Here is a 19,221-nt window from a genome sequence, read left to right as displayed (position 1 = left end):
GTCTCATGGTTGTGTTCTATGTCGTGCTGGCGATCGTCCTTCTCATCGCGATCATCCTGTTCTTCATGTCCGTGCGAGTCGTCAAACAGTTCGAGCGCGGAGTGGTGCTGCGGTTCGGCAAGCTGCACCGCACGCGCGACCCCGGCCTCCGCTTCATCATCCCCATCGCCGACGTGATGCACCGCGTCTCACTGCGGATCGTGACCATGCCCATCCAGTCGCAAGGCATCATCACGCGGGACAACGTAAGCGTCGGCGTCTCGGCCGTCGCCTACTTCCGGGTCGTCGACCCGGTCAAGTCGGTCATCGCGATCCAGTCGGTCACCGAGGCCATCGACCAGATCGCGCAGACGACCCTGCGCAAGGTGGTCGGCCAGCACAGTCTGGACGAGACGCTCGCCGAGACGGAGACGCTCAATGTGAGCATCCGACAGATCCTCGACCGGCAGACGCTCGATTGGGGCGTGGAGGTGACCCTCGTGGAGCTGAAGGACATCCTGCTGCCCGACGAGATGAAACGGGCGATGGCGAAGCAGGCGGAGGCCGAGCGGGAGAAGCGCGCCAAGATCATCGCGGCCGAGGGCGAATCGCTGGCCGCAGCCGCACTGGGCGCTGCGAGCGACACGATGATGGAGCATCCGCTCGCCCTGCAACTGCGCAACCTGCAGACGCTCGTCGAGATCGGCGTCGACAAGAACACGCTGGTCGTCTTCCCCGCACCGCTGATGAGCACGATCGGCGAACTGGGCAGCTTCCTCGCCCGCGAGACGACAGCGAGTGTCGTGCACGGAGGCGGCGCCGACGCTGCCGTCGCCTCCGCGGCACCTTCCCGTCCGGCCGCGGCTCCGGCGATCCCGGATGCCGCCTGACGGAACGAAAGCGCGCGTTTCGGAAGGGCGCGGCGCGCGCGGCACGGGTGTGCTCTGACAGGATGGGCCGATGATCGATGAGCCCATCCGTTACGTCGAACAGCCGGGTGTGCATCCGGAGACACCCCTTCTCGGCGGCGACGTGACGGAAGGGCTCGTGCGGGTGGGCGACACCGTGCGTCGTCCGGTCGGAGGGTCGTCGGCACTCGTCCGGCGTGTGCTCGGCCACCTCGAGTCCGCAGGCTTCGCCGGAGCCCCGCACTTCCTCGGCGTCGACGGCTCGAACCGCGACGTGCTCACCTATCTGGAGGGCGAGGTCGCCGACCGGCCGTGGCCCGAGTGGGTCGGCGACGAGGCGCGAGGGGTCAGCGTCGCGCGGCTGGTGCGCTCCTACGACGACGCGATCGCGGACCTGGGAACGCCGGACTGGTCGCGTGCAGCGCGCCCGACCGATCCTCCCGGATGCCCGCCCTCGATCGCCGGCCCCGGCGTACTCCTCGCGCATCTGGACATCACGCCCGAGAACGTCGTCTTCCGGGACGGCCGCGCCGCGGCCCTCATCGACTTCGACCTCGTGCGCCCGGCGACCCGCGTCGAGGAGCTGGTGAACCTGCTGCTGTGGTGGTCGGCCTGGATGCCGCCCGAAGACCGCGCCGCGCCCCTCGCCGAGGTCGACGCCGCCGCCCGGGGAGCAGCGCTGCTCGACGCCTACGGACTCGACGCCGACGATCGCGCACGCATCGTCGAGGTGGCGCGCAACGGGGCCGAGCGATCGTGGCACCTGATGCGTCGCAACGCGGCCGAATGGGGCGGCGGCTGGCAGCGGATGTGGGACGAAGGCGTCGGGGACCGCATCCTGCGGCGTCAGACCTGGCTCGCCGATAACGCCCGAGCGCTGCACGACGCCATCACCTGAGCACCGCTGCTTCGGCGGTCAGGTCCGCGCGCGCCCGTCGTTTGCCACTAGTTGCAGTTATCCCGGGCGTGTCGACGATACCTACTGGCAAACGACGAGCGCGCGGTGGCCGAGTCACGCCACAGGCGCCGCCGACACCGCCGCTTCGACGTCGTGCTGCTAGTCGTCAAGGATCGTGTACTCGTACCAGTAGTCCCACGTGACCAACCCCGAGACTCCGTGTCCGCCGATGCAGCGGTAGTAGGCGGCACCGTCACCTTTTACGTGAATGCTGATCCAGGCGGCCGGTTCGGTAGCGGTGGTGTGACGCAGGTCGAGCTCGCCGTCGAGCGGGCCGCCGATGAACGAGGCCCGGTAGGTTTCGTCCGTGATCGTAAAGATGCTCATGGGCATCCTCCTTGGAGAACGAGCGTGCCAAGCGCCCGTACTACAAGGGTCCGCCCGTGCCGTTGGTCTGGCCCTCGCGACGCGCCCACCGGCGACAAGCGTATCGATCTCCGTTGGGGCGGCCGCCTCCGACAAACGGCATCCGCTTGGGTCTGCCGTCAGTTCTGGAGGAGGGGGTCGCGCGTCGCTATGGAACGCGCAGTTCGGCGGCCGGGTCTCGTCCCGAAGCCACCACCGCTGGCGGAATGGAGGAAATAGTGGCGATGACTGACATCAGCAGCATGATGGAAAGCATGAACCCAACAGACGGCAATGGACTACCGGTTCCATAGAGTGCTATGGCGGAGGTGAGCCCCCCAAACAGCGCTCCAACCACACCGGTTGTCGCACCTTGTGTAGTGATCAGTCCAACTACATAGCCCCGAGTAGCGCCGAGAGCGCGTCTGCGCCCGAAGTCCTTGCGTCGCATTGTCACCAGAGAGAGCAGTACTGCCGCAATCAAAATGGCAGTGACAGCAAAACTGCCGATCATGATCTCGCGCCCGTAGTCTCCCAGCCCGCCATCAATAGCCGACCGCAATTTGGCAAGCTCTGCGCTTGTCTGCAGCTTGAGCTTCTCTGCATCAGCGGGGTCCGCAACCGAAATGAGCATATGCCCAACTGATTGCACCCGGTTAGGAGAGTCTGCGATTGCAACCACTAACGTGACTGGCTCGTATTGCGTTGGGCTCTGTGGCACCAGCAGGGAAGGTTCCAGCCCATCGAGGAACGCTGGGAGCTCAAAGGTTCCTACCACGTCGATGCTGACACCGCTGTCCAATTGCACCGTACCCATTCCATCGACCATGCCCAACCGGGAAACGGCTTTGCCCGATGCCCACCCTCCTTCCGCACGTCCCTCCGGCAGATGGATATAGCCGTTCTTCGTCGACCAGAAGGAACGCGTGGCAACTGCCTCTCCTCCCCGGAGGAGATTGTTTCGTCCATCCTGCGCGACACCGAACGCACCCACCCAAGCGATTCCGTCGATTCCGGCTAGACGCTCCACGATTGAAGAATCGAGACCGGCGCTTGGCGGCGCGGTCAGCGACACGGCGCGCGTTCCCGCCTGGTCCACAGTGGCGAGGATCCGTTGGTGAGCCCCCTCCGTGCGACCTGTCGTCATCAGCACCGTCGTCGTCGCGCCGGCGACTATCGTCATCGCCAGAATAGTTGGAATCACGCGGGTGATTGCGGACATAGCCGCCTCGCGGAGCAGGGCAATCATGGGAGGTGTAGCCGCCGGTCGCATCGCTCAATGACCACGGGATCGTGGGTCGCAATTATGACCGTCGCGCCTTCGCGCGCGCGTTCAGACAAGCTCTCGATTACTGTTTCGGCGGTTCGGGGGTCTAAGTTCCCGGTGGGCTCGTCAGCCAGGAGGTGGGCGGGTTCGCCAAGTAGCGCGCGACAAAGCGCGATTCGCTGAGCTTGCCCGCCGGACACCTGGCCCGGTTTCGCATCACTTCGTGGCTCTACTCCGAACTGTTCGAGCAGATCCATGGCCTTGAGCCTCGCGCTGGCGCGGGAGTCACCCCGGTAGAGAGAGCCTTCTATCACGTTGTCCAGCACGGTTCGGGAGGGATCTAGCGCAGCATCCTGAAAGATGAAGCCATAGTGATGAGCTCGAAGCTTGGACCGGTCCCGGTCTCGCAGACCAGAAACAGGGACGCCCGATACATAGACTTCCCCTTCAACAGGCTGGAGCATTAGGCCCAGCAGGTACAGCAAGGTGGATTTCCCGCGCCCGGATGCGCCCGTAAGCGCAACCATCTCGTTCTGCCCGAATGTTGCGTCCAATCGCTCGAAGAGATGCGCGGTGCCTGGGTACTTGAACGCGACCCCTCGCGCTTCGATCACCGCGCCGCCTCGACTCGCACCTCGATGCCTTCGGCGATCCCTTCCACGACCGATTGTCCGTGCGCTGTGGCGAGGACATGCACGGTTGTGGGCTTGCCCTTCCTGTCGATAACAATCGTGGTCCCCGAGGCGTTCGTCTTGATTGCCGCCGCCGGGATGCGCACTCCAATCTGTTCCGGGACAGTGATCGCGTACGCCTGCAGCTGGGAGCGAGTTTCAGGAACCCTGTCGCACTGACGTCCGCACAATGAGGCATGGCCAACTCCACCGATGGCAACGGTGACGCTTCCGTCCTCGTTTGGGCGTTGGCTGCCAACTCGGCCACGCCACTCTCCGTGCGATGAGTTCACGACGACTTCAGTCCCCTCGGGGAGCAAGGCTGCTTGAGCAGGGGTCGCAACCGAGCTGAACGAGGGCGTCGATTCGACGACGTGTAGAACCGAGTCTCCGCCAGCTACCCGCTTTCCCACGACGAGCGCCTCACGGTTTAGTGAAACCTTGGTGGGCAGCTGTTTGAAATAGAGGACGTCTCCTGGCTACACAATTCCGTCCTCCGCGACGGACGTTGTGGACTGCCATCGCCTGACGGCGGCCTCCGTCGCTGCTCCGAATCCGCCATCCAGCGATCCCTCGTAAAAGCCAAGGCTGAACAGGAGGGATTGGAGTTGTTTTACGTCCTGGCCTTTTGCTCCCCGGGCAAGCGCTCGAAAGGATGGCGTCGCCCCAACTCCAGCAACAGTAGGGCGAAGGTCAACCGTGAAGAGGGTCGCCCCTTCGTTGATCGGGCTGTTGGGGTCAGTGTCGATGCTCGTGATCGTTCCATCGGCCTGATTCATCACGGGCTCCCTCGGCTGCCATTCGGCAGTAACCCGCAATTGCACCGTGTCCACGACAGTGCCAATCTGAGCCCTGGCATATACGAAACTGGTTGCTTCCGATGGGACGGCCTTCGGGCGGAACGCCTCCGCACCAGCCCACCCCGTCCCAAGCAGAAATGCGCTTCCCGCAGCAAGGCCGGCGATCCAGCCGACTACCCGCCTTGTCCGACTTTGCTGGCGTTCTTTAGTCAAGGACAGCCGTTCAATACGTAGGCTCGGGACCCGGGCACAGCTTCAATGCCTCGGTCGCGTCCTGTTCGGGCACTTCGCTCCATGGATACCACGGGTCAGACTCGTAAGTGTCCTTGAACTTCTGAAGTGATGGTGAGTCAGATATGTCCCAGCCAGCATCGCTTAGACAGTTGGCGCCGTCTTTGTAGATGCGGTAAGCGTCCACCACGATTGCTTCAGAAGTGGGCGCATCTGGATCGATGCCCAATTCAACGAGGCATTGCCTGTTGTCCGCTTCATACTCCGACTGGCGGTTGCTCGGATAGGCGGCTTCGATCTCGGCGTTCTCATTCACTTTGACCCCCCACCCGCGATCATTGAGGCACTCAGCCCGTGCTTGGGCCAAGTCCATCGGAGTGGGGTACTTCTGGCGAACTTCACTGGTGGAGCTGGCTTCTCCACTCGACGTGGTGCATGCCCCGAGCGCGAGAACCGGCGGGGTGGCGAGCAGCACCGCAACTGCCACTCGCCACACCGAAGCCGATGGTGCTACCGGCACTGCAGGCTTCCGGAGGTGACTCCGGTAGATCCCTTGATCCGACCGCCACTCTCGTTCTTGTAGTACAGCCAGTGGTGCACGTCCCACGAAGAGTACGAGCTCGAGTAGCCGGCCGTGACGCTGCTCGTCACCGGCCATGCCTGCACTGCCAAGCGCCGTAGATCTCGTGGACGACGTTCCCCTTCGCCGACGAGATCGAGTGAATCTCCGGGTTGGCAGGCAGGAAGGTCCCGCATTTGATGTTTCCAAGGGACTTCTCGGCGGCCTGAGCTGGCATCGCCAGAGCAACTGATGAAGCGATTGCAATAGTTGCGCCGGCAGCGATCAGCCGCCATGACTTCTTCGAACGTGTCATGTGTAACTCCTCATGGTGAAATTTCTGACAACGACAAAGTTATCTGTGAATTCTCACACAAAGCAAATGGATGGGATCGACCGCACCGCGACGGCGTTCACTGCATAGGAAAAGCTCGTGGCTAGATGCCGTGCCGGTGCGGCAACAACGCGGTCATGACTTGATCGTTGACAATCTGCCACTCTCAAGGCTCAATGTTTGCGCCTAGCGGCCAACCCCTGCTGCCGACACCGCCGCTTCGACGTCGTCGCGCACGAGGTCGGCGTTGATCGCCCCCGCGATCAGCGCGCCCGCGCCCAGCGAGACGGGCACGTTCGCCCGCGGGTCGACGACGTTGCCCGCCGCCCAGACACCGGGCACACTGGTGCGGCCGTCGGCATCCACCTCGACCCACACGCTCCCGTGCGCCACCGTCGTGGCGGCGCCGAGCGCCCGCAGCAGGTCGTCGCGCGGGACCATCGTGGGGCCGGTGAAGATCGCACCCAGCTCGGCGACCGTCGCATCGTCGAGTTCCACACCGGTGAGCGTGTCGGCCGCGTCGGTGACGATCCGGCGGATACCGCGGCGCTCGATCCGGATGCTTCGCGCGAGCATCCGGCGCTCTGTCTCTGTGTCCGGCTCGCCGACACCATTGGTGAAGTAGACGATGCGGTCGGACCACTGCCGCAGCAGTTGCGCCTGTTCCACGCTCACCGGCGACGTCGCTATCACGCCGATGACACCGTTGCGGCGCTCCCAGCCGTCGCAGTACGGACAGACCACGACGCCCCACCCCCACTGCTCGCGAAGGCCCTCGATGGCGGGCAGCTCATCCCGGATGCCCGTGGCGACGAGCAGGCGGCGGGCGCGAACCGTTCCTGCCGGCGTGCCGACCAGGATGGTGTCGCCCTCGAGTGATGCTTCGGTCACGTCACCCGAGATGAACCTGCCGCCGTAGCCTTCGACCTCCGCACGGCCCAGCCGGAGCAGCTCGGTCGGCGGAAGGCCGTCGTGACCGAGGACGCCGTGCATGTGCGAGGCGAAACGGTTGCGCGGCCGGCCGCCGTCGATCACGGTCACGGCACGGCGAGCTCGGGCGAGCGCGAGCGCAGCGCTCAGGCCGGCCGGGCCACCTCCGACGATGGCGATCTCGGTGTCGAGGTCGGTGTCGAGCTCGGTGTCGATGATGTCGTCTCGCATGCCTCGACTCTGGATCGCGCGGCGCAGCTCTGGCAAGCTTGGTTGCTGAAACAGCAAGGGAGATGGCGACATGGGCGACGACATCCGCGAGGTGCTCGCGACGGCCGGGGCTCGCATCCGGGCCATTCGGGAGAGCCGCCGCATGACCTTGACCGCCGCGGCGAACGCGAGCGGCATCTCGCTCAGTACGTTGTCGCGGCTGGAGTCGGGCAGCAGGCGCGCGACCCTCGAGCTCCTCCTCCCGCTGGCACGCCTATACCGGGTGCCGCTCGACGACCTGGTCGGTGCGCCGCCGACGGGCGATCCGCGCGTGCATCCGCGCCCGTTTCTGCGCAACGGCGTGACGACCGTCCCGCTCTCCCGGAGCACCGCCGAGTGGAACGCCTTCAAGCAGATCCTCCCGCCCCGGCCCGACGCCGAGTACACCCAGCGCGTCCACGACGGCTGGGACTGGCTCTACGTCATCTCGGGCCGGCTCCGGCTGATGCTGGGCGACGAGGAGTTCCTGCTGGAGCCGGGCGAAGCCGCGGACTTCGACACCCGCACTCCGCACGCGTTCGGCAACCCGGAACCGGAGGTGCTCGAGGTGCTGTGCCTGTTCAACAGCCAAGGCGAGCGGATGCACGTGCGGGCCGCCGCCGCACCCCTCGCGTCGGCCGGAAAAATGTAGCGCGAGCCGTCGGCGTCGCTGCAGCGTCAGCTGGCGACGGCGAGCGGAAGCGCACCGGCGGCGAGGAGCCGCCCGTCGTCCGCGATCGCGATCACGCCGAGCGCGCCGTGACCGAGCGCCCAGTCGACACCGTCCTCTCCCAGTGCGAAGACCGACGTCGCGAGCACGTCCGCCGTCGTGAGGTCGGGCGCGACGACGGTGACGGACCGCAGCCCGCTCGCCGCCCGGCCCGTGCGGCCGTCGACGATGTGGTCGCCCCGCTCGTACGCGGCGGAGGTCGCCACCGCGCAATCGGTCACCGCGAGCACCGCCATCATCGTCTGAGCATCGTCGACCGAACGCACACCGACGTTCCAGGCGGCATGGCCGTCCGGCGACCCCGCGACCACGACGTCGCCGCCCGCGTTCAGGCAGAAGTTCCGGATGCCGTGGCCGTCGAGCGCGCGGGCCGCTCTCGCCGCCGCCCAGCCTTTGACCACGCCGTCCGTGTCCAGCGAGCCGTCGGATGCCCGGAGCGTGAAGGCTCCCCCCGACGCGTCGGCGGCCGCCCGCCCGATCCGGAGAACCTCCCGGAGGTCGTCGCTGTAGCCCGCCTCCTCCAGCCGTCCCCCGTTGACGGCCTGAAGCTCGCTGTCCTGGCGATAGCGGCTGAACCGCCGGTCGGCGTCGCGCAACACTTCGAACGCGGCGGCGGCAGCCTCGTCGGCAACCTCGTCGCTCTCGTTCCTGATGTCGACCGACATCGGGATGCCCATGACGGTTTCCAGGAACCTCATCGCTGGTCGATCGCCGACTGAACCGACTGCGCGTAGCCGTCGGAGGTGTAGGTCGCGCCGGAGACCGTGTCGATCTGCGCCGACTGGGAGGCGAGCACCTCCTGGGCGAGGATCGGCGTGGCGTAGTCGTTGATCTGAACGGAGCGACCCTCCTGCGAGGGCGTCTGCACAGTCTTCACGGCCGTGATCTTCGTGCCCGCGAAGGTGACTTCGACCTGAATCGGACCGTACGGGGTGTCCTCCACGGCCCCGTCGACAACTTTCGGCGCGGTAGCGGCCGACGCCGAAGGGGTCGGCGTCGGCGCCGCCGACGGAGCCGCGGCGGACGCCGTCGGCGCGGGAGCGGTCGTGGTCGTCGCGCTCGACGACGGAGTGGTCGCCGTGGAGGCCGCGGCGGTCGGTACGGCCGCCTCTGCGCCCACCCCGTACAGCCGGAGCCCGGCGGTCAGCCCCATCACGGTCAGGATCAGGACGAAGAGAATCGTTCCCCGCCACTTCGTGCGTCTCATGACATGCTCAATTCTTCGCGGTGGACGAACCGTCCCGGGACCTTCAGTTCCCGCAGAGAGCTCTCGACGGTAGCTGCCATGCCCTCCGGTCCGCAGATGAAGACCTCCCAGTTCTGGAGGTCGGGGATGATCGACCGCAGCGCCGCGGCCGACAGGGGGTCGTAGCCGAGCTCCGCTCGACGACCGACCAGTGGCACGACCGACACCCCCGGCATCGCCCGCAGCTCCTCGAAGAGGGCGAGGTGTGCGGCCGAGTGCGCGCGGTAGAGCACCACCGGCTGGAACCCGCGTGCCTGCAGCTCCTCCGCGAGTGCCCGGATCGGACCGATCCCGGCGCCGCCGGCGACCAGCAGCACCCGATCCCGGCTCACTCGATCGGCGGTGAAGTGCCCGAACGGACCTTCCGCGAAGACGAGGGTCCCGGGCCGCATCTGTCGGAGCAGCCGCGAGTGGTCGCCGAGCCCACCCACCGTGATGCGCATGTGACCGTCCCGCGGCACCCACGACACGGAGTACGGATGCGCGGTCAGGAGGTGACCCCACGACAGGAAGCGGAAGTTCAGGAAGTTGCCTGCCCGGACGCCGAGCTGCTCGAGGTTCTTGCCCTGGAACCACACACTCGTCGTGTCCTCCGTCTCGGGGACGACCGCGACGACGCGCATCCGGAACCGCCACGCGTCGAGCGTGGGAAGCACGAATCGCCAGGTGACGATCGCGGCGGCGGTTCCGAGGTAGAGCAGGAGCCACAGCACGCGGTTCAGCGGATCCGACACGAAGTGCACGCCGCCGCTGAGCTGGTGGAAGAACGTGAGGAAGATCGCGACGTACGCGGTGACGTGGATCCAGTACCAGACCTCGTAGGAGAGGGCCCGTCGGATCAGGCGTGCGCTGGTGAGCCCCACCAGCAGGAACACGATCGTCCCGATGAGCGCCGTGAGCATGTCCGGATAGTCCTGCAGGATCACGACGAATTCGGTCCACGGCAACGATCGGTCGAGGATCATGCCGCCGAGCACCATGAAGGCGATGTGGGCGAGGACGAGGAACACCACGGTCGCCCCGAGCGATCGATGCCACGACACCAGCCGGTCCAGGCCGACGGCGCGTTCGAACCACGGCACGCGTGCGATGAGGAGCAGCTGGGCGCAGACGAGGTAGGCGCCCAGCAGACCGGCCAGTTCCCCCAGCGTCGTGGCGAGGTTCGCCGGTGTCCCCGCGTAGCCGGCGGGAACGCTCGACCACCACATCCAGAGCACACCGAAGAGCCCGGCCGCCAGCACGATGCGCACCAGACGGGAGTGCCGCCGCTGGGCCCTCGCGCCTCCGGGGCGCGCACCGACGTGACGGGGCGTCGCTACGGCGCTCATGGTCGCGTCTCCATCAGTGCTGCCTCCAGGCTGATCGTCGGTTGTGTTAACACGATCACGCCGGATTCTTTGCGCATCCTTACGGCGGCTCGGAGAAAGCCCGGAGCAGGCTATGAGTTTGCGATGAGCCGCACGGTGGTGTCAGTGAACCGCAGCTTCGGCTTCGAAGGGCTTCGACGCGAAGATGTCGAGGCCGAGGGCGCCCGAGAGGAAGCGCGCGGCTCGCTGCCCGCGAACGCTGTTGCCGGCCGGATCCAGTCGCGGCGAGAAGGTGCCGAGTCCGCCCTTGCCGGGTGCGACCGTGATGATGCCGCCGGAGACGCCGCTCTTCGCGGGCATCCCGACCTCGAAGAGCCAGTCGCCGGAGAACTCGTAGAGTCCCGAGGTGGCCATCACGGCGAGGGTGTCGCGGCAGACGGACGGGTCGATGACGGTCTCACGGGTGATCGGGTTCACGCCCCCGTTACCCAGGGTCGCCGCCATCACGGCGAGGTCCTCGGCCGAGACCAGCAGTGAGCACTGCTTGGTGTAGACATCTGTGATCTTGATCGGGTCGAAGTCCATGCGCCCGTAGCTCTGCAGTAGCCGGGCGATCGCCATGTTGCGCTGGTTCGTGGCGGCCTCCGACTCGTAGACGTCGATGTCGAGCTCGAGCGGATGCCCCGCGAAGCGCGAGAGGCCGTCCTGGATGAACTTCCACTTCGCTGCCGACGTCGTTCCCGGCACGAGACCCGTCGTCGTGAGCGCACCCGCGTTGACCAGCGGATTGCGGGGGTCGCCGTCCGCCAGCTCCACCGCCATGACGGAGTTGAACGGAAGGCCGGTGTTGTTGACGCCGACCAGTCGCGACACATTCGCGTGCCCCAGTTCGTGGCAGACCAGCGCGAACACGAACACTTTGGAGACCGACTGGATCGAGAACCGGTGCTGAGCGTCGCCCACGCTGGTCGTCAGCCCCGCGACCCCGCAGACGCTGATTCCGAAGAGCGCCGGGTCGGCCGCGCCCAACGAGGGGATGTAGTCGGCGACCTTCCCCTCGTCGAGGTCGCGGTAGCGGCGGTGAGCGGCCTCGATCAGTGTCGTCACCCGCTCGACGTCGGGGAGACTTCCGGTCGAGACGGTGTCGCCGTGCGACGGCAGTTCGTCCTCATGAACCAGCGGCGTCGAGAAGTCGGGGAGGGAGTCCTGCCGTTCCGGGTAACCCATCTGGTCCTCCGTGCTCGTCGGATACCCCGAGACTAGGCACGCCGCCGGGGCGGGCGCAACGGTTCGCGCGCTCCTACTCCCGTGCGCGCGGGGCGAAGGCGTCGCGGAAGATCCTCCGCGCACGTTCGGCGACCGCAGGCCTCTCGGCCGGGTCGGTCTGGGAGAGCGCGAACGCGAGCATCGCGACGGACAACATCACGTCATCCGTCACCACGTGGGCGGCGATGCGGCCGTGAGCCTGGTCGCGGGCGAGCATCCGGTCGGCGACCGCGGCGATCCGCTCGCCGAGGTGCTCGGCGCGGGGGTCATGGCGCTCCGACGTGATCATGTCGATCAGCGCCGTCGAGCCGATCGCCTGCTCGGAGACCTGGTCGAAGAGGTCGGCGATCCGCGCATCCGGTCTGGCGCCGAGCGCTTCGAGGTCGGTGATGTTGTCGTCGAAGACGGCGACGGCGAGGGCGATCCTGTCGGGGAAGTGCCGGTAGAGGCTCCCCTGCCCGACCCCGGCGCGTCTCGCCACCGCGCTCAGCGGGGCAGAGAACCCGTCTTCGGCGAACACTGCTCGCGCCGCGGCGATGAGGGCACGGCGGTTGGCCGGTCCCGCGCTCGGCCCACGGTTCGTTTTCGGGTTGGCTGGCACTGGTGTAGCGTACTACCGGACAGTGTTGTCCGGTAGTGGGGGAATCATGACCCAGAGACAGAAGGAACCACACCCATGAGCAAGAACTCAGGCGTCCTCAGCGGCGACTCATCGATCGCGAACTGGCTCGAGGACCCGGTCGGCGGCCCGATCATGCGCGACCTCCTCGCCCAGTCCGGTCAGGACGCGGACGTGCTCCGGCCGGTGCGCAAGCTGGCGCTCAAGCGCCTCGTGCAGCTGAGCCGCGGAGCGTTCACCCAGGAGATGATCGACGAACTGGTCCGGCGCGTCGCGGCGGGCGAGGTTCCCGCGTCCGCGGCCGGGACCGAGGCCTCCCTGGTCGGCAGCACGCCCGACGCCGACGATGCGGACGACGACGACGCGGTCGAGACGCCGCAGTGGGTCGAGAAGGTCACGGGTGGGCGCTTCGCCGGCCAGACCGTGATCGTCACGGGCGCCGGCTCCGGCATCGGCCGGGCGACGGCCTCCCGCGTGGCGCGCGAAGGCGGCCGGGTGGTCGCCGTCGACATCTCGAGTGAGCGGCTCGACGACTTCGTGGCCGAGCATGCGGATGCCGACATCGTGCCCGTGGCCGGAGACATCACCGACGACGCCGCGATCGCCGCCATCGTCGACGCAGCGGGAGACCGGATCGACGCCCTCGCCAACGTCGCAGGCATCATGGACGACATGACCCCCGTGCACGAGGTCGCCGACGAGGTGTGGCGCCGCGTGTTCGCGATCAACGTCGAAGGCACCATGAAGCTCATGCGCGCCGTCGTGCCGCGGATGCTCGCGCGGGCGACCGGCTCGATCGTGAACGTCGCCTCCGAGGCCGCACTGCGCGGCTCAGCGGCAGGCGCCGCGTACACGGCCTCCAAGCACGCCGTGGCCGGGCTGACCAAGAGCAGCGCCTTCATGTACGGACCGAGCGGCATCCGCGTCAACGCGGTCGCTCCGGGCCCGACGATCACGAACATCGAGGCACGGTTCGCCTCGAAGCTCGGCGAGAAGCGGGTGCAGCTTGCCATGACGGTGCTTCCGGATGCGGTGGAGGCCGACGCCCTCGCCGCCTCGATCACCTTCCTGCTCAGCGTCGACGGGGTCAATGTGAACGGCGTCATCCTGCCGTCGGACGGCGGCTGGTCAGCGGCCTGAGATCGAGGATCCGGCGGCGCGCGTGACCAGCACGGGCGTCGCCGGCTCCACGGGAGCGGTGCGCTTCTCGGACCGCACGAAGCCGATTCCGGCGAGGATCAGCGCGCCGCCGAGCAGCTGCGGAAGTGTGAGCTTCTCACCCAGGAGGAGCCACGCGTAGAACGTCGCGGCCACGACTTCGAGCAGGCCGGCGAACGACGCCAGCCGGGACCCGAGCATCTCGGTGGCCGCGATGCTCGTGGCGTAGGCGATCGCCGTGGCGACGACCCCGACGATCAGGATCGGCACCCACCACGAGACCGATGCTCCGAACATCCGGACCGTGCCGAAGGTCGCGGTGAACGGGACGACGTGGGTCAGGCCGACCGCGCACAGTGCGATCCCGCCCACGATCAGGCCCGACGCCGCGAGTGCCACCGACGGGAGACCGTCGCTGGGGCGTGCGGCGATCACGTAGTAACCCGCGCAGCCGACCATCGCGGCCACCGCGAACACGAGGCCCAGCACATCGAAGCCGTGCGTGCCCGCGCCCGGTGAGACCACGAGGGCGAGGCCGACCACGGACACGACGGTGCCGACGAGCACGGCGATCCTCGGCATCCGGCGCGTGCGCGCCCAGGCGACGGCGACCAGCAGCACCGGGGCGATGTACTCGATGAGGATGGCGGTGCCGACGGGGATCCGCTGGATGGCTGCGAAGTAGAAGAGCTGCGCTCCGGCGACGCCGACGAGCGCCATTCCGAGCACGCGCCAGCGGGCACGCCACAGCAGGGACCACCGGCCGCGGAGTGCGACCGCGGCGATCGGCGCGAGGATGATCCCGCCGGTGAGGGCGCGGACGGTGACGGCCGCGGCCGGGCTCCAGCCTGCCTCGAGGAGCGGCTTGACGAAAGCGCCGGACAGACCGAAGGTCGCCGCGGCGATCACGGCGATCACCAGGCCGAGCGAGGTCGAGGAGCGTTTCATGAGGCATCCCGTCGGAGGTTGTGTGGCGTCCGGACCGGGAACTCGCCGGGCGACGTCTCTGACGCTAGTCTTGTGTCGAGTAAGGAGTCAAATTGCATTTTGCCCCTGACACCGAAGCGACGCTCGAGTTCACGGTCGAGCTGGTGAACACGGCCGCCGGCGCGTCGAAGAGCGGGGCCGACGAACTCGCGACGATCGAGCAGCTGAGCGCGTTCGTGCGGCGCCAGAGGTTCTCCGGCCGGATCGACGGCGACGAGATCGAGCTCGGCGAAGTGCGCTCGACCCGCGACCAGTTGCGGCGGGTGTGGACCCTCGACCGCGACGAGGCCGCGGCGGAGGTCAACGCGATGCTCGCCGAGGCGCGGGCGCTCCCGTACCTGCTCCGCCACGACGGATTCGACTGGCACCTGCACGCCACGCAACAGGATGCTCCGCTCGCCGAACGCATCCGGGTCGAGGTCGCGCTCGCCCTCGTCGACGTCATCCGCGGTCGCGAATCCGGGAGACTGCGCGAGTGCGGCGCCGACGACTGCGCGGGCATCCTGGTCGATCTCTCGCGAAACGGTTCGAAGCGCTACTGCAGCGTCCGCTGCGGCAACCGGATGAACATGGTCGCGTTCCGCGAGCGGGCGGCGGTGGCCGAGGCCGGCGCCGACGCTGAGGCCGCTGGGCGCTCCTGATCGACTGAACACCCGCCATCGACGATTACGTCACGAAGGTCGGCGCACTGACGCCGAGCCTGCTGCCCGACGGCTCCCAGCCATACGCGCCAGCCACTCGCGGAACGCGGCGTGGACGAGCTCGGGCTGGTCGAAGTGCGCGTTGTGGCCGCACGCGTCGAGCGTGAGCTGGGTCAATCGCGGGTAGCTCGGGATCAGCGACAGCTGATCGGCGAAGCCGACGGCGTGATCCTGACGGCCGGTGACCATCAGCGACGGGCCGACGAAAGGACCTCCACGCTCCTCGGGCACGAACGACAGGTCGAAACGCTCGGCGAGCTCCGCAGCCGCCTCGCGATCGTGGCACCGGATGCCCGGAAGCGCGAAATCCCGGAACAGACGCCAGTTCTCCTCCGATTGCAGCACGGCCATCGCCGCGTAGTCGCGTGCGTCCTCCGGCGCGAGCCCGGCGAGGAGCAGCGGATCGGACTGCAGCACCGTCTTGGCCGGGAGCACCCGAGAGGCCAGCGGCCCGACGACCGGGCACAGCATCCCGAGCCCGATCGCCTGATCGCCGAACCCGGCGACCAGGCCGCGGGCCATGAGCCCGCCGAAGGAGCTGCCCACCACCGCGAACGGACGTGAGCCGATCCGCTCGTTCACGAACGCGGTCAGCGCAGCGAGGGTCGCGTCGGCGCTGGAAGGACGGGCGACCGCCGGGCTCTCCCCGAAGCCGGGCAGGTCGACGTAGAGGCGCTCCCAGGGGGCATCCGGTGCGAAGTCCTGCTCGAACGGAAGCAGGATGCGATGGTCGACGGTGAAGCCGTGGAGGAACAGGATGGGCGTGCCCGAGCCGCGGACGACGGCGTGCAGTGGTGAGGTCATGCGACGATGGTCGCCGGTTGACGCTAGCGTCAAGGTCAAGCGAAAGGTGGATGCAGGTGCAGATCGGGGAGTTCGCCGAGGCACTCGGGGTGACGCCGCGCGCGGTCCGGCATTACGAGTCGACGGGCCTGCTCGCCCCGCTCGACCGCGACGGCAACGGGTATCGCGTCTACGACCGCTCCCAGCTGGAACGCGCCGGGCGGGTCCGCGACCTCCTCGCATCCGGCCTGCCCACCCGCATGGTCGCCGAGCTGATCGACACGCTCAGCGACGCCGGCGGCATCTATCCGGAGCACGTCGACCCCGGCACGCTCACCGCGGTCGAAGACGAGTGGGACCGGATGTGCCGGTGCGTGGCCTGCATGGAGGCACGACGCGATGCTCTGCGCGTGTACCTCGACGCGCTCGGCGACGCGACTCGCTCGACCGCCTCGTCGGCCTAGAGCGCCCCTTCCCGTTCCCCGTCGAGCCGGGCGCCGATCGCGTGTCGGGCAGCATCGAGCTGCCCCAGGATGTCGACGATCTCCTGGTGGCGGTGGAGGGGCGACTCCATGAGCCCGTCGGCAACGTAACCGGCTAAGGCGGTCGCCTGATGCGACAGGCCTGCCACACCGGAGTCGTCGCGCCACGTGAGGCTCTCCCCGCTGAATTCGGGACCGGTGACGGTCAGCGCGGTCGGCGTGAAGAACGGCGCGTGGAGCTCGAGGGTGCCGCGCGTCCCCGCAACGGATGCTCGCATCGCGCTTCTCGCTTCGAGTCCCGTCGACAGCGCCGCCAGAGCCCCGTCCTCGTACGTGTGCGTCGTCACCGAATAGGTGTCGACGCCTGTCGGACCGAGGTGGCCGGCCGTCGACGACGCGACCGGCCGCCCGAGGATCTCCGATGCGAAGGCGAACGGGTAGATCCCCATGTCGAGCAGGGCGCCGCCGTCTCTGGGGTCGAACAGCCTGCTGCCGGAAGGTACGTTCTGGGCATGGTCGGCGAGCACAAGCCGGATGCTCCCCAGCGCACCGTCGGCGACCAGCTTGCGCATGATCGAGGACTGCGGGAGGTAGCGCGTCCACATCGCCTCGGTGACGAAGACGCCTGCCTCGCGAGCCGCCGCGAGGACCCGCGCCGCATCCGCCGCCGTCGTCGCGAAGGGCTTCTCGACGAGCACATGCTTGCCGGCAGCGATCGCCCGAAGAGTCGCGTCCACGTGCGCCTGCGGTGGCGTCGCGATGTAGACGACGTCCACATCGTCTCGCGACAACAGTTCGCCGAGATCGTGGGCGGCCGGAATCCCGTGGGCGGCCGCGAACGCCTCGGCGCGGCCCCGCTCGCGCGAGGCGACGGCGGTGATCCGCTGGCGTGTGTCCGACCGGAGTGCGGAGGCGAAGGACTCCGCGATCCCCCCGGGCCCGACGATGCCCCACCTCAGGGACGCCACCGCCTCGGGCTCGAAGCGGTCGGGCTCAGGGAACGACGTGATGGGGATCATGGTTCTCTCGGACGGGGTCTGTCGGGCGGGCAGGCCTGTCGGGCGGGATCACGCTAGTCTCGTCTGGCCCGAACCGAAAGACGTGAATGACACAGCGCCGAGCATCCTCCCGAGTCCGACCCGCCGTGCTGATCGTCGTCGCCGTCGTGATCCTGGGCGCCGCCGCGGGCGGGGTCGGCTCGCTGATGGGCAACCCGGGAGACCTTGCGCCGGTGCTCACCGGCACCTCCGCGGCGACGCCGACAGCGCCGACGCCGACCGCGCCGGCACCAGCAGTGCCGGTTCCCGCGGCGCCGGCCCCGGCAGCGTCTTCCGCCCCGGCGCCCGCCGGGACCGCGCTCGCCGTTCTGGCGACCATCGCTGTGAAGGGGCGCGCGCCTGCGACCGGCTATTCGCGCACCGGGGATTTCGGCAGTGCGTGGCTCGACGTCGACCACAACGGTTGCGACACCCGCAACGACGTGCTCGCCCGCGACCTGACCTCGATCGTCCGCGACGACCGCTGCCGGGTGCTCTCGGGCATCCTGGACGACGCGTACACCGGGCAGCGCATCCGGTTCACCCGCGGCGAGACGACGTCGGCTCTCGTGCAGATCGACCACATGGTGCCGCTGCTGAACGCGTGGGAGACGGGCGCCCAGCAGCTCACCCAGACACAGCGGGTCGACCTCGCGAACGATCCGCGCAACCTGATGGCCGTTGACGGCGCCGCCAACCAGCAGAAGAGCGCGAGCGACGCAGCCACCTGGCTGCCGGCCAACAAGATATTCCGCTGCGAGTATGTAGCGCACCAGATCGAGGTGAAAGCGGCCTATCGACTGTGGGTGACGCGCGCCGAACACGACGCGATGGCCCGCGTGCTGAGCGGATGCCCGGGCCAGCGCATTCCGTGACGCCGGCTCCGCCTCTCAGAGCGCTCTCCGATCGAGCCAGGAGTCGACGCAGTCGAACAGCGGCTCGCTGTCGAGGAGCCGGAAGTGCCCGCCCACCGGCAGCCGCACATTGGTCGCGCCGTTCAGGTGGCTCCCATTCGGGATGTGGGGATCGAACCACCCCGACACCGAGACGATCCGGGAGTTCGCTTCGCGCGCGACGGCGAGCCGACGCAGAGTCTCGTTCGTCGGCTGCAGCGCACGCACGCTCGGGAACGGCACGAAGCGCGCGAGCGTCGACCCCGAGAACGGCGTGCTCACGGCGACGATGAGCCGCACCCGCCCGCTGACGCCCGGCATCCCCATCGCGTACTTGGCCACCAGCCCGCCCTTGCTGTGCGCGACGATCGTGACGTTCCGGAGGTCGCGAGCCTCGAGGTAGTCGGCGACGATCCGGGCTCCGTCGGCGATCGACATGAGGTTCCGTTCGAGCGCCGTCACGATGTGCACCGGATGCCCGCGCGCGTGGACGTGCCGCGCGAGCGGCCGCAGGAAACGCCACGTCTCGAAGATGCCGGGCAGCAGGATGACCGGGGCGCGGTCGCCTTCGACCGCGACCAGGGCATCCGGTTCGCCACGGTCGAGCTCGGCGCGGAGCTGGTGGCGTACCGCGTACTCGTAGTCGAGCAGTGCAACGCCGGCTTTGCGCAGCGGGGCGAGCGCACGGCCGGGCCCTCGGCCGGTCGCCCGCGGTCGCTCCAGATCGTCGACACCGGACATCGGGATGGATGTTACCCGCCTGGCGCGGGGCGCGCATCCG

General features: G+C 68.0%; 24 protein-coding genes. 7 read left to right on the top strand and 17 right to left on the bottom strand.

The window, feature by feature from the left end:
- The first annotated feature begins 5 nt into the window (after positions 1-5).
- Positions 6-869: an SPFH domain-containing protein gene (locus ACFVV5_RS01265; protein WP_387237726.1), complete on the top strand. Its 864-nt coding sequence runs from the start codon at positions 6-8 to the stop codon at positions 867-869.
- 70 nt (positions 870-939) lie between these two features.
- The gene (locus tag ACFVV5_RS01260; protein ID WP_387237724.1) at positions 940-1,785 is read left to right on the top strand and encodes a phosphotransferase; all 846 of its coding nucleotides are present in this window, start codon (positions 940-942) and stop codon (positions 1,783-1,785) included.
- A 159-nt stretch (positions 1,786-1,944) separates the two neighbouring features.
- Here ACFVV5_RS01260 and ACFVV5_RS01255 read toward each other — a convergent pair whose 3' ends face one another.
- From ACFVV5_RS01255 to ACFVV5_RS01220, 8 genes are all read right to left on the bottom strand, one after another.
- Positions 1,945-2,172 (bottom strand): hypothetical protein, encoded by a 228-nt coding sequence (locus ACFVV5_RS01255; protein WP_387237722.1) that lies wholly within the window; start codon positions 2,170-2,172, stop codon positions 1,945-1,947.
- 187 nt (positions 2,173-2,359) lie between these two features.
- A complete protein-coding gene (locus ACFVV5_RS01250) occupies positions 2,360-3,412 on the bottom strand; it encodes an ABC transporter permease (RefSeq protein WP_387237719.1) in 1,053 nt (350 codons plus the stop codon).
- Between the two features lie 23 nt (positions 3,413-3,435).
- Positions 3,436-4,071, bottom strand: coding sequence for an ABC transporter ATP-binding protein (locus tag ACFVV5_RS01245; protein WP_387237716.1), 636 nt, complete (start codon positions 4,069-4,071; stop codon positions 3,436-3,438).
- Positions 4,068-4,235 (bottom strand): hypothetical protein, encoded by a 168-nt coding sequence (locus tag ACFVV5_RS01240; RefSeq protein WP_387237713.1) that lies wholly within the window; start codon positions 4,233-4,235, stop codon positions 4,068-4,070. Before ACFVV5_RS01240 ends, ACFVV5_RS01245 begins: the two co-directional genes overlap by 4 nt.
- Positions 4,236-4,607: 372 nt before the next feature.
- Positions 4,608-4,907 (bottom strand): peptidoglycan-binding protein, encoded by a 300-nt coding sequence (locus ACFVV5_RS01235; RefSeq protein WP_387237710.1) that lies wholly within the window; start codon positions 4,905-4,907, stop codon positions 4,608-4,610.
- Between the two features lie 244 nt (positions 4,908-5,151).
- Entirely contained in the window at positions 5,152-5,646 is a 495-nt protein-coding gene (locus tag ACFVV5_RS01230) for a hypothetical protein (RefSeq protein ID WP_387237707.1), read from the bottom strand.
- Between the two features lie 160 nt (positions 5,647-5,806).
- Positions 5,807-6,034: a hypothetical protein gene (locus ACFVV5_RS01225; protein ID WP_387237704.1), complete on the bottom strand. Its 228-nt coding sequence runs from the start codon at positions 6,032-6,034 to the stop codon at positions 5,807-5,809.
- 204 nt (positions 6,035-6,238) lie between these two features.
- A complete protein-coding gene (locus ACFVV5_RS01220; RefSeq protein WP_387237701.1) occupies positions 6,239-7,213 on the bottom strand; it encodes an NAD(P)/FAD-dependent oxidoreductase in 975 nt (324 codons plus the stop codon).
- Positions 7,214-7,283: 70 nt separating this feature from the next.
- Here ACFVV5_RS01220 and ACFVV5_RS01215 point away from each other — a divergent pair, with 70 nt between their 5' ends.
- Positions 7,284-7,883 carry a helix-turn-helix domain-containing protein gene (locus tag ACFVV5_RS01215; RefSeq protein WP_387237698.1) on the top strand — a complete coding sequence of 200 codons (600 nt, stop codon included), beginning with the start codon at positions 7,284-7,286 and terminating at the stop codon, positions 7,881-7,883.
- Positions 7,884-7,909: 26 nt separating this feature from the next.
- On the opposite strand, the gene ACFVV5_RS01210 is transcribed toward ACFVV5_RS01215, so the two are convergent.
- The 5 genes from ACFVV5_RS01210 to ACFVV5_RS01190 form a co-directional block, all read right to left on the bottom strand.
- Positions 7,910-8,659, bottom strand: coding sequence for an FAD:protein FMN transferase (locus ACFVV5_RS01210; protein ID WP_387237695.1), 750 nt, complete (start codon positions 8,657-8,659; stop codon positions 7,910-7,912).
- Positions 8,656-9,168: an FMN-binding protein gene (locus tag ACFVV5_RS01205; RefSeq protein WP_387237692.1), complete on the bottom strand. Its 513-nt coding sequence runs from the start codon at positions 9,166-9,168 to the stop codon at positions 8,656-8,658. The genes ACFVV5_RS01210 and ACFVV5_RS01205 overlap by 4 nt, the downstream gene beginning before the upstream one ends.
- A complete protein-coding gene (locus ACFVV5_RS01200) occupies positions 9,165-10,535 on the bottom strand; it encodes a ferric reductase-like transmembrane domain-containing protein (protein WP_387237689.1) in 1,371 nt (456 codons plus the stop codon). Before ACFVV5_RS01200 ends, ACFVV5_RS01205 begins: the two co-directional genes overlap by 4 nt.
- A gap of 141 nt (positions 10,536-10,676) precedes the next feature.
- The gene (gene glsA / locus ACFVV5_RS01195; protein WP_387237686.1) at positions 10,677-11,741 is read right to left on the bottom strand and encodes a glutaminase A; all 1,065 of its coding nucleotides are present in this window, start codon (positions 11,739-11,741) and stop codon (positions 10,677-10,679) included.
- Positions 11,742-11,814: 73 nt separating this feature from the next.
- Positions 11,815-12,381, bottom strand: a complete 567-nt coding sequence (locus ACFVV5_RS01190) for a TetR/AcrR family transcriptional regulator (protein ID WP_387237683.1) — start codon at positions 12,379-12,381, stop codon at positions 11,815-11,817.
- A gap of 75 nt (positions 12,382-12,456) precedes the next feature.
- On the opposite strand from ACFVV5_RS01190, the gene ACFVV5_RS01185 reads away from it, so the two are divergent.
- The gene (locus ACFVV5_RS01185) at positions 12,457-13,539 is read left to right on the top strand and encodes an SDR family NAD(P)-dependent oxidoreductase (RefSeq protein ID WP_387237680.1); all 1,083 of its coding nucleotides are present in this window, start codon (positions 12,457-12,459) and stop codon (positions 13,537-13,539) included.
- Here ACFVV5_RS01185 and ACFVV5_RS01180 read toward each other — a convergent pair.
- The gene (locus tag ACFVV5_RS01180; protein ID WP_387237677.1) at positions 13,528-14,505 is read right to left on the bottom strand and encodes a DMT family transporter; all 978 of its coding nucleotides are present in this window, start codon (positions 14,503-14,505) and stop codon (positions 13,528-13,530) included. The two genes, ACFVV5_RS01185 and ACFVV5_RS01180, sit on opposite strands and share 12 nt — an antisense overlap.
- A 92-nt stretch (positions 14,506-14,597) precedes the next feature.
- Here ACFVV5_RS01180 and ACFVV5_RS01175 point away from each other — a divergent pair, with 92 nt between their 5' ends.
- The gene (locus ACFVV5_RS01175) at positions 14,598-15,185 is read left to right on the top strand and encodes a CGNR zinc finger domain-containing protein (protein WP_387237674.1); all 588 of its coding nucleotides are present in this window, start codon (positions 14,598-14,600) and stop codon (positions 15,183-15,185) included.
- 30 nt (positions 15,186-15,215) lie between these two features.
- On the opposite strand, the gene ACFVV5_RS01170 is transcribed toward ACFVV5_RS01175, so the two are convergent.
- Entirely contained in the window at positions 15,216-16,049 is an 834-nt protein-coding gene (locus ACFVV5_RS01170) for an alpha/beta fold hydrolase (RefSeq protein WP_387237671.1), read from the bottom strand.
- Between the two features lie 50 nt (positions 16,050-16,099).
- Here ACFVV5_RS01170 and ACFVV5_RS01165 point away from each other — a divergent pair, with 50 nt between their 5' ends.
- Positions 16,100-16,492 carry a MerR family transcriptional regulator gene (locus tag ACFVV5_RS01165; protein WP_387237668.1) on the top strand — a complete coding sequence of 131 codons (393 nt, stop codon included), beginning with the start codon at positions 16,100-16,102 and terminating at the stop codon, positions 16,490-16,492.
- Here ACFVV5_RS01165 and ACFVV5_RS01160 read toward each other — a convergent pair.
- Positions 16,489-17,529 carry a Gfo/Idh/MocA family protein gene (locus ACFVV5_RS01160; RefSeq protein ID WP_387237665.1) on the bottom strand — a complete coding sequence of 347 codons (1,041 nt, stop codon included), beginning with the start codon at positions 17,527-17,529 and terminating at the stop codon, positions 16,489-16,491. The two genes, ACFVV5_RS01165 and ACFVV5_RS01160, sit on opposite strands and share 4 nt — an antisense overlap.
- Positions 17,530-17,615: 86 nt before the next feature.
- On the opposite strand from ACFVV5_RS01160, the gene ACFVV5_RS01155 reads away from it, so the two are divergent.
- On the top strand, positions 17,616-18,422 hold the full coding sequence (locus tag ACFVV5_RS01155; protein WP_387237662.1) for an HNH endonuclease family protein: 807 nt from the start codon (positions 17,616-17,618) through the stop codon (positions 18,420-18,422).
- A 15-nt stretch (positions 18,423-18,437) separates the two neighbouring features.
- Here the strand turns inward: ACFVV5_RS01155 and ACFVV5_RS01150 are convergent, their stop codons facing one another.
- Positions 18,438-19,181, bottom strand: a complete 744-nt coding sequence (locus ACFVV5_RS01150; protein WP_387237659.1) for an esterase/lipase family protein — start codon at positions 19,179-19,181, stop codon at positions 18,438-18,440.
- Positions 19,182-19,221 lie beyond the last annotated feature (40 nt).

Source organism: Leifsonia sp. NPDC058248 (assembly GCF_042881905.1).
Lineage (GTDB): Bacteria > Actinomycetota > Actinomycetes > Actinomycetales > Microbacteriaceae > Leifsonia.
The sequence above is the reverse complement of the archived record's forward strand: the minus strand, read 5'-3'. Positions and strand labels throughout refer to the sequence as shown.

What these genes read in the sequence shown, in the direction of transcription:
- ACFVV5_RS01265 (WP_387237726.1), top strand. Translation starts at nt 6, where the DNA reads ATGGTTGTGTTCTATGTCGTGCTGGCGATCGTCCTTCTCATCGCGATC.
- ACFVV5_RS01260 (WP_387237724.1), top strand. Translation starts at nt 940, where the DNA reads ATGATCGATGAGCCCATCCGTTACGTCGAACAGCCGGGTGTGCATCCG.
- ACFVV5_RS01255 (WP_387237722.1), bottom strand. Translation starts at nt 2,172, where the DNA reads ATGAGCATCTTTACGATCACGGACGAAACCTACCGGGCCTCGTTCATC.
- ACFVV5_RS01250 (WP_387237719.1), bottom strand. Translation starts at nt 3,412, where the DNA reads ATGTCCGCAATCACCCGCGTGATTCCAACTATTCTGGCGATGACGATA.
- ACFVV5_RS01235 (WP_387237710.1), bottom strand. Translation starts at nt 4,907, where the DNA reads ATGAATCAGGCCGATGGAACGATCACGAGCATCGACACTGACCCCAAC.
- ACFVV5_RS01225 (WP_387237704.1), bottom strand. Translation starts at nt 6,034, where the DNA reads ATGACACGTTCGAAGAAGTCATGGCGGCTGATCGCTGCCGGCGCAACT.
- ACFVV5_RS01220 (WP_387237701.1), bottom strand. Translation starts at nt 7,213, where the DNA reads ATGCGAGACGACATCATCGACACCGAGCTCGACACCGACCTCGACACC.
- ACFVV5_RS01215 (WP_387237698.1), top strand. Translation starts at nt 7,284, where the DNA reads ATGGGCGACGACATCCGCGAGGTGCTCGCGACGGCCGGGGCTCGCATC.
- ACFVV5_RS01210 (WP_387237695.1), bottom strand. Translation starts at nt 8,659, where the DNA reads ATGAGGTTCCTGGAAACCGTCATGGGCATCCCGATGTCGGTCGACATC.
- ACFVV5_RS01205 (WP_387237692.1), bottom strand. Translation starts at nt 9,168, where the DNA reads ATGAGACGCACGAAGTGGCGGGGAACGATTCTCTTCGTCCTGATCCTG.
- ACFVV5_RS01200 (WP_387237689.1), bottom strand. Translation starts at nt 10,535, where the DNA reads ATGAGCGCCGTAGCGACGCCCCGTCACGTCGGTGCGCGCCCCGGAGGC.
- glsA (WP_387237686.1), bottom strand. Translation starts at nt 11,741, where the DNA reads ATGGGTTACCCGGAACGGCAGGACTCCCTCCCCGACTTCTCGACGCCG.
- ACFVV5_RS01185 (WP_387237680.1), top strand. Translation starts at nt 12,457, where the DNA reads ATGAGCAAGAACTCAGGCGTCCTCAGCGGCGACTCATCGATCGCGAAC.
- ACFVV5_RS01180 (WP_387237677.1), bottom strand. Translation starts at nt 14,505, where the DNA reads ATGAAACGCTCCTCGACCTCGCTCGGCCTGGTGATCGCCGTGATCGCC.
- ACFVV5_RS01170 (WP_387237671.1), bottom strand. Translation starts at nt 16,049, where the DNA reads ATGACCTCACCACTGCACGCCGTCGTCCGCGGCTCGGGCACGCCCATC.
- ACFVV5_RS01165 (WP_387237668.1), top strand. Translation starts at nt 16,100, where the DNA reads ATGCAGGTGCAGATCGGGGAGTTCGCCGAGGCACTCGGGGTGACGCCG.
- ACFVV5_RS01160 (WP_387237665.1), bottom strand. Translation starts at nt 17,529, where the DNA reads ATGATCCCCATCACGTCGTTCCCTGAGCCCGACCGCTTCGAGCCCGAG.
- ACFVV5_RS01155 (WP_387237662.1), top strand. Translation starts at nt 17,616, where the DNA reads ATGACACAGCGCCGAGCATCCTCCCGAGTCCGACCCGCCGTGCTGATC.
- ACFVV5_RS01150 (WP_387237659.1), bottom strand. Translation starts at nt 19,181, where the DNA reads ATGTCCGGTGTCGACGATCTGGAGCGACCGCGGGCGACCGGCCGAGGG.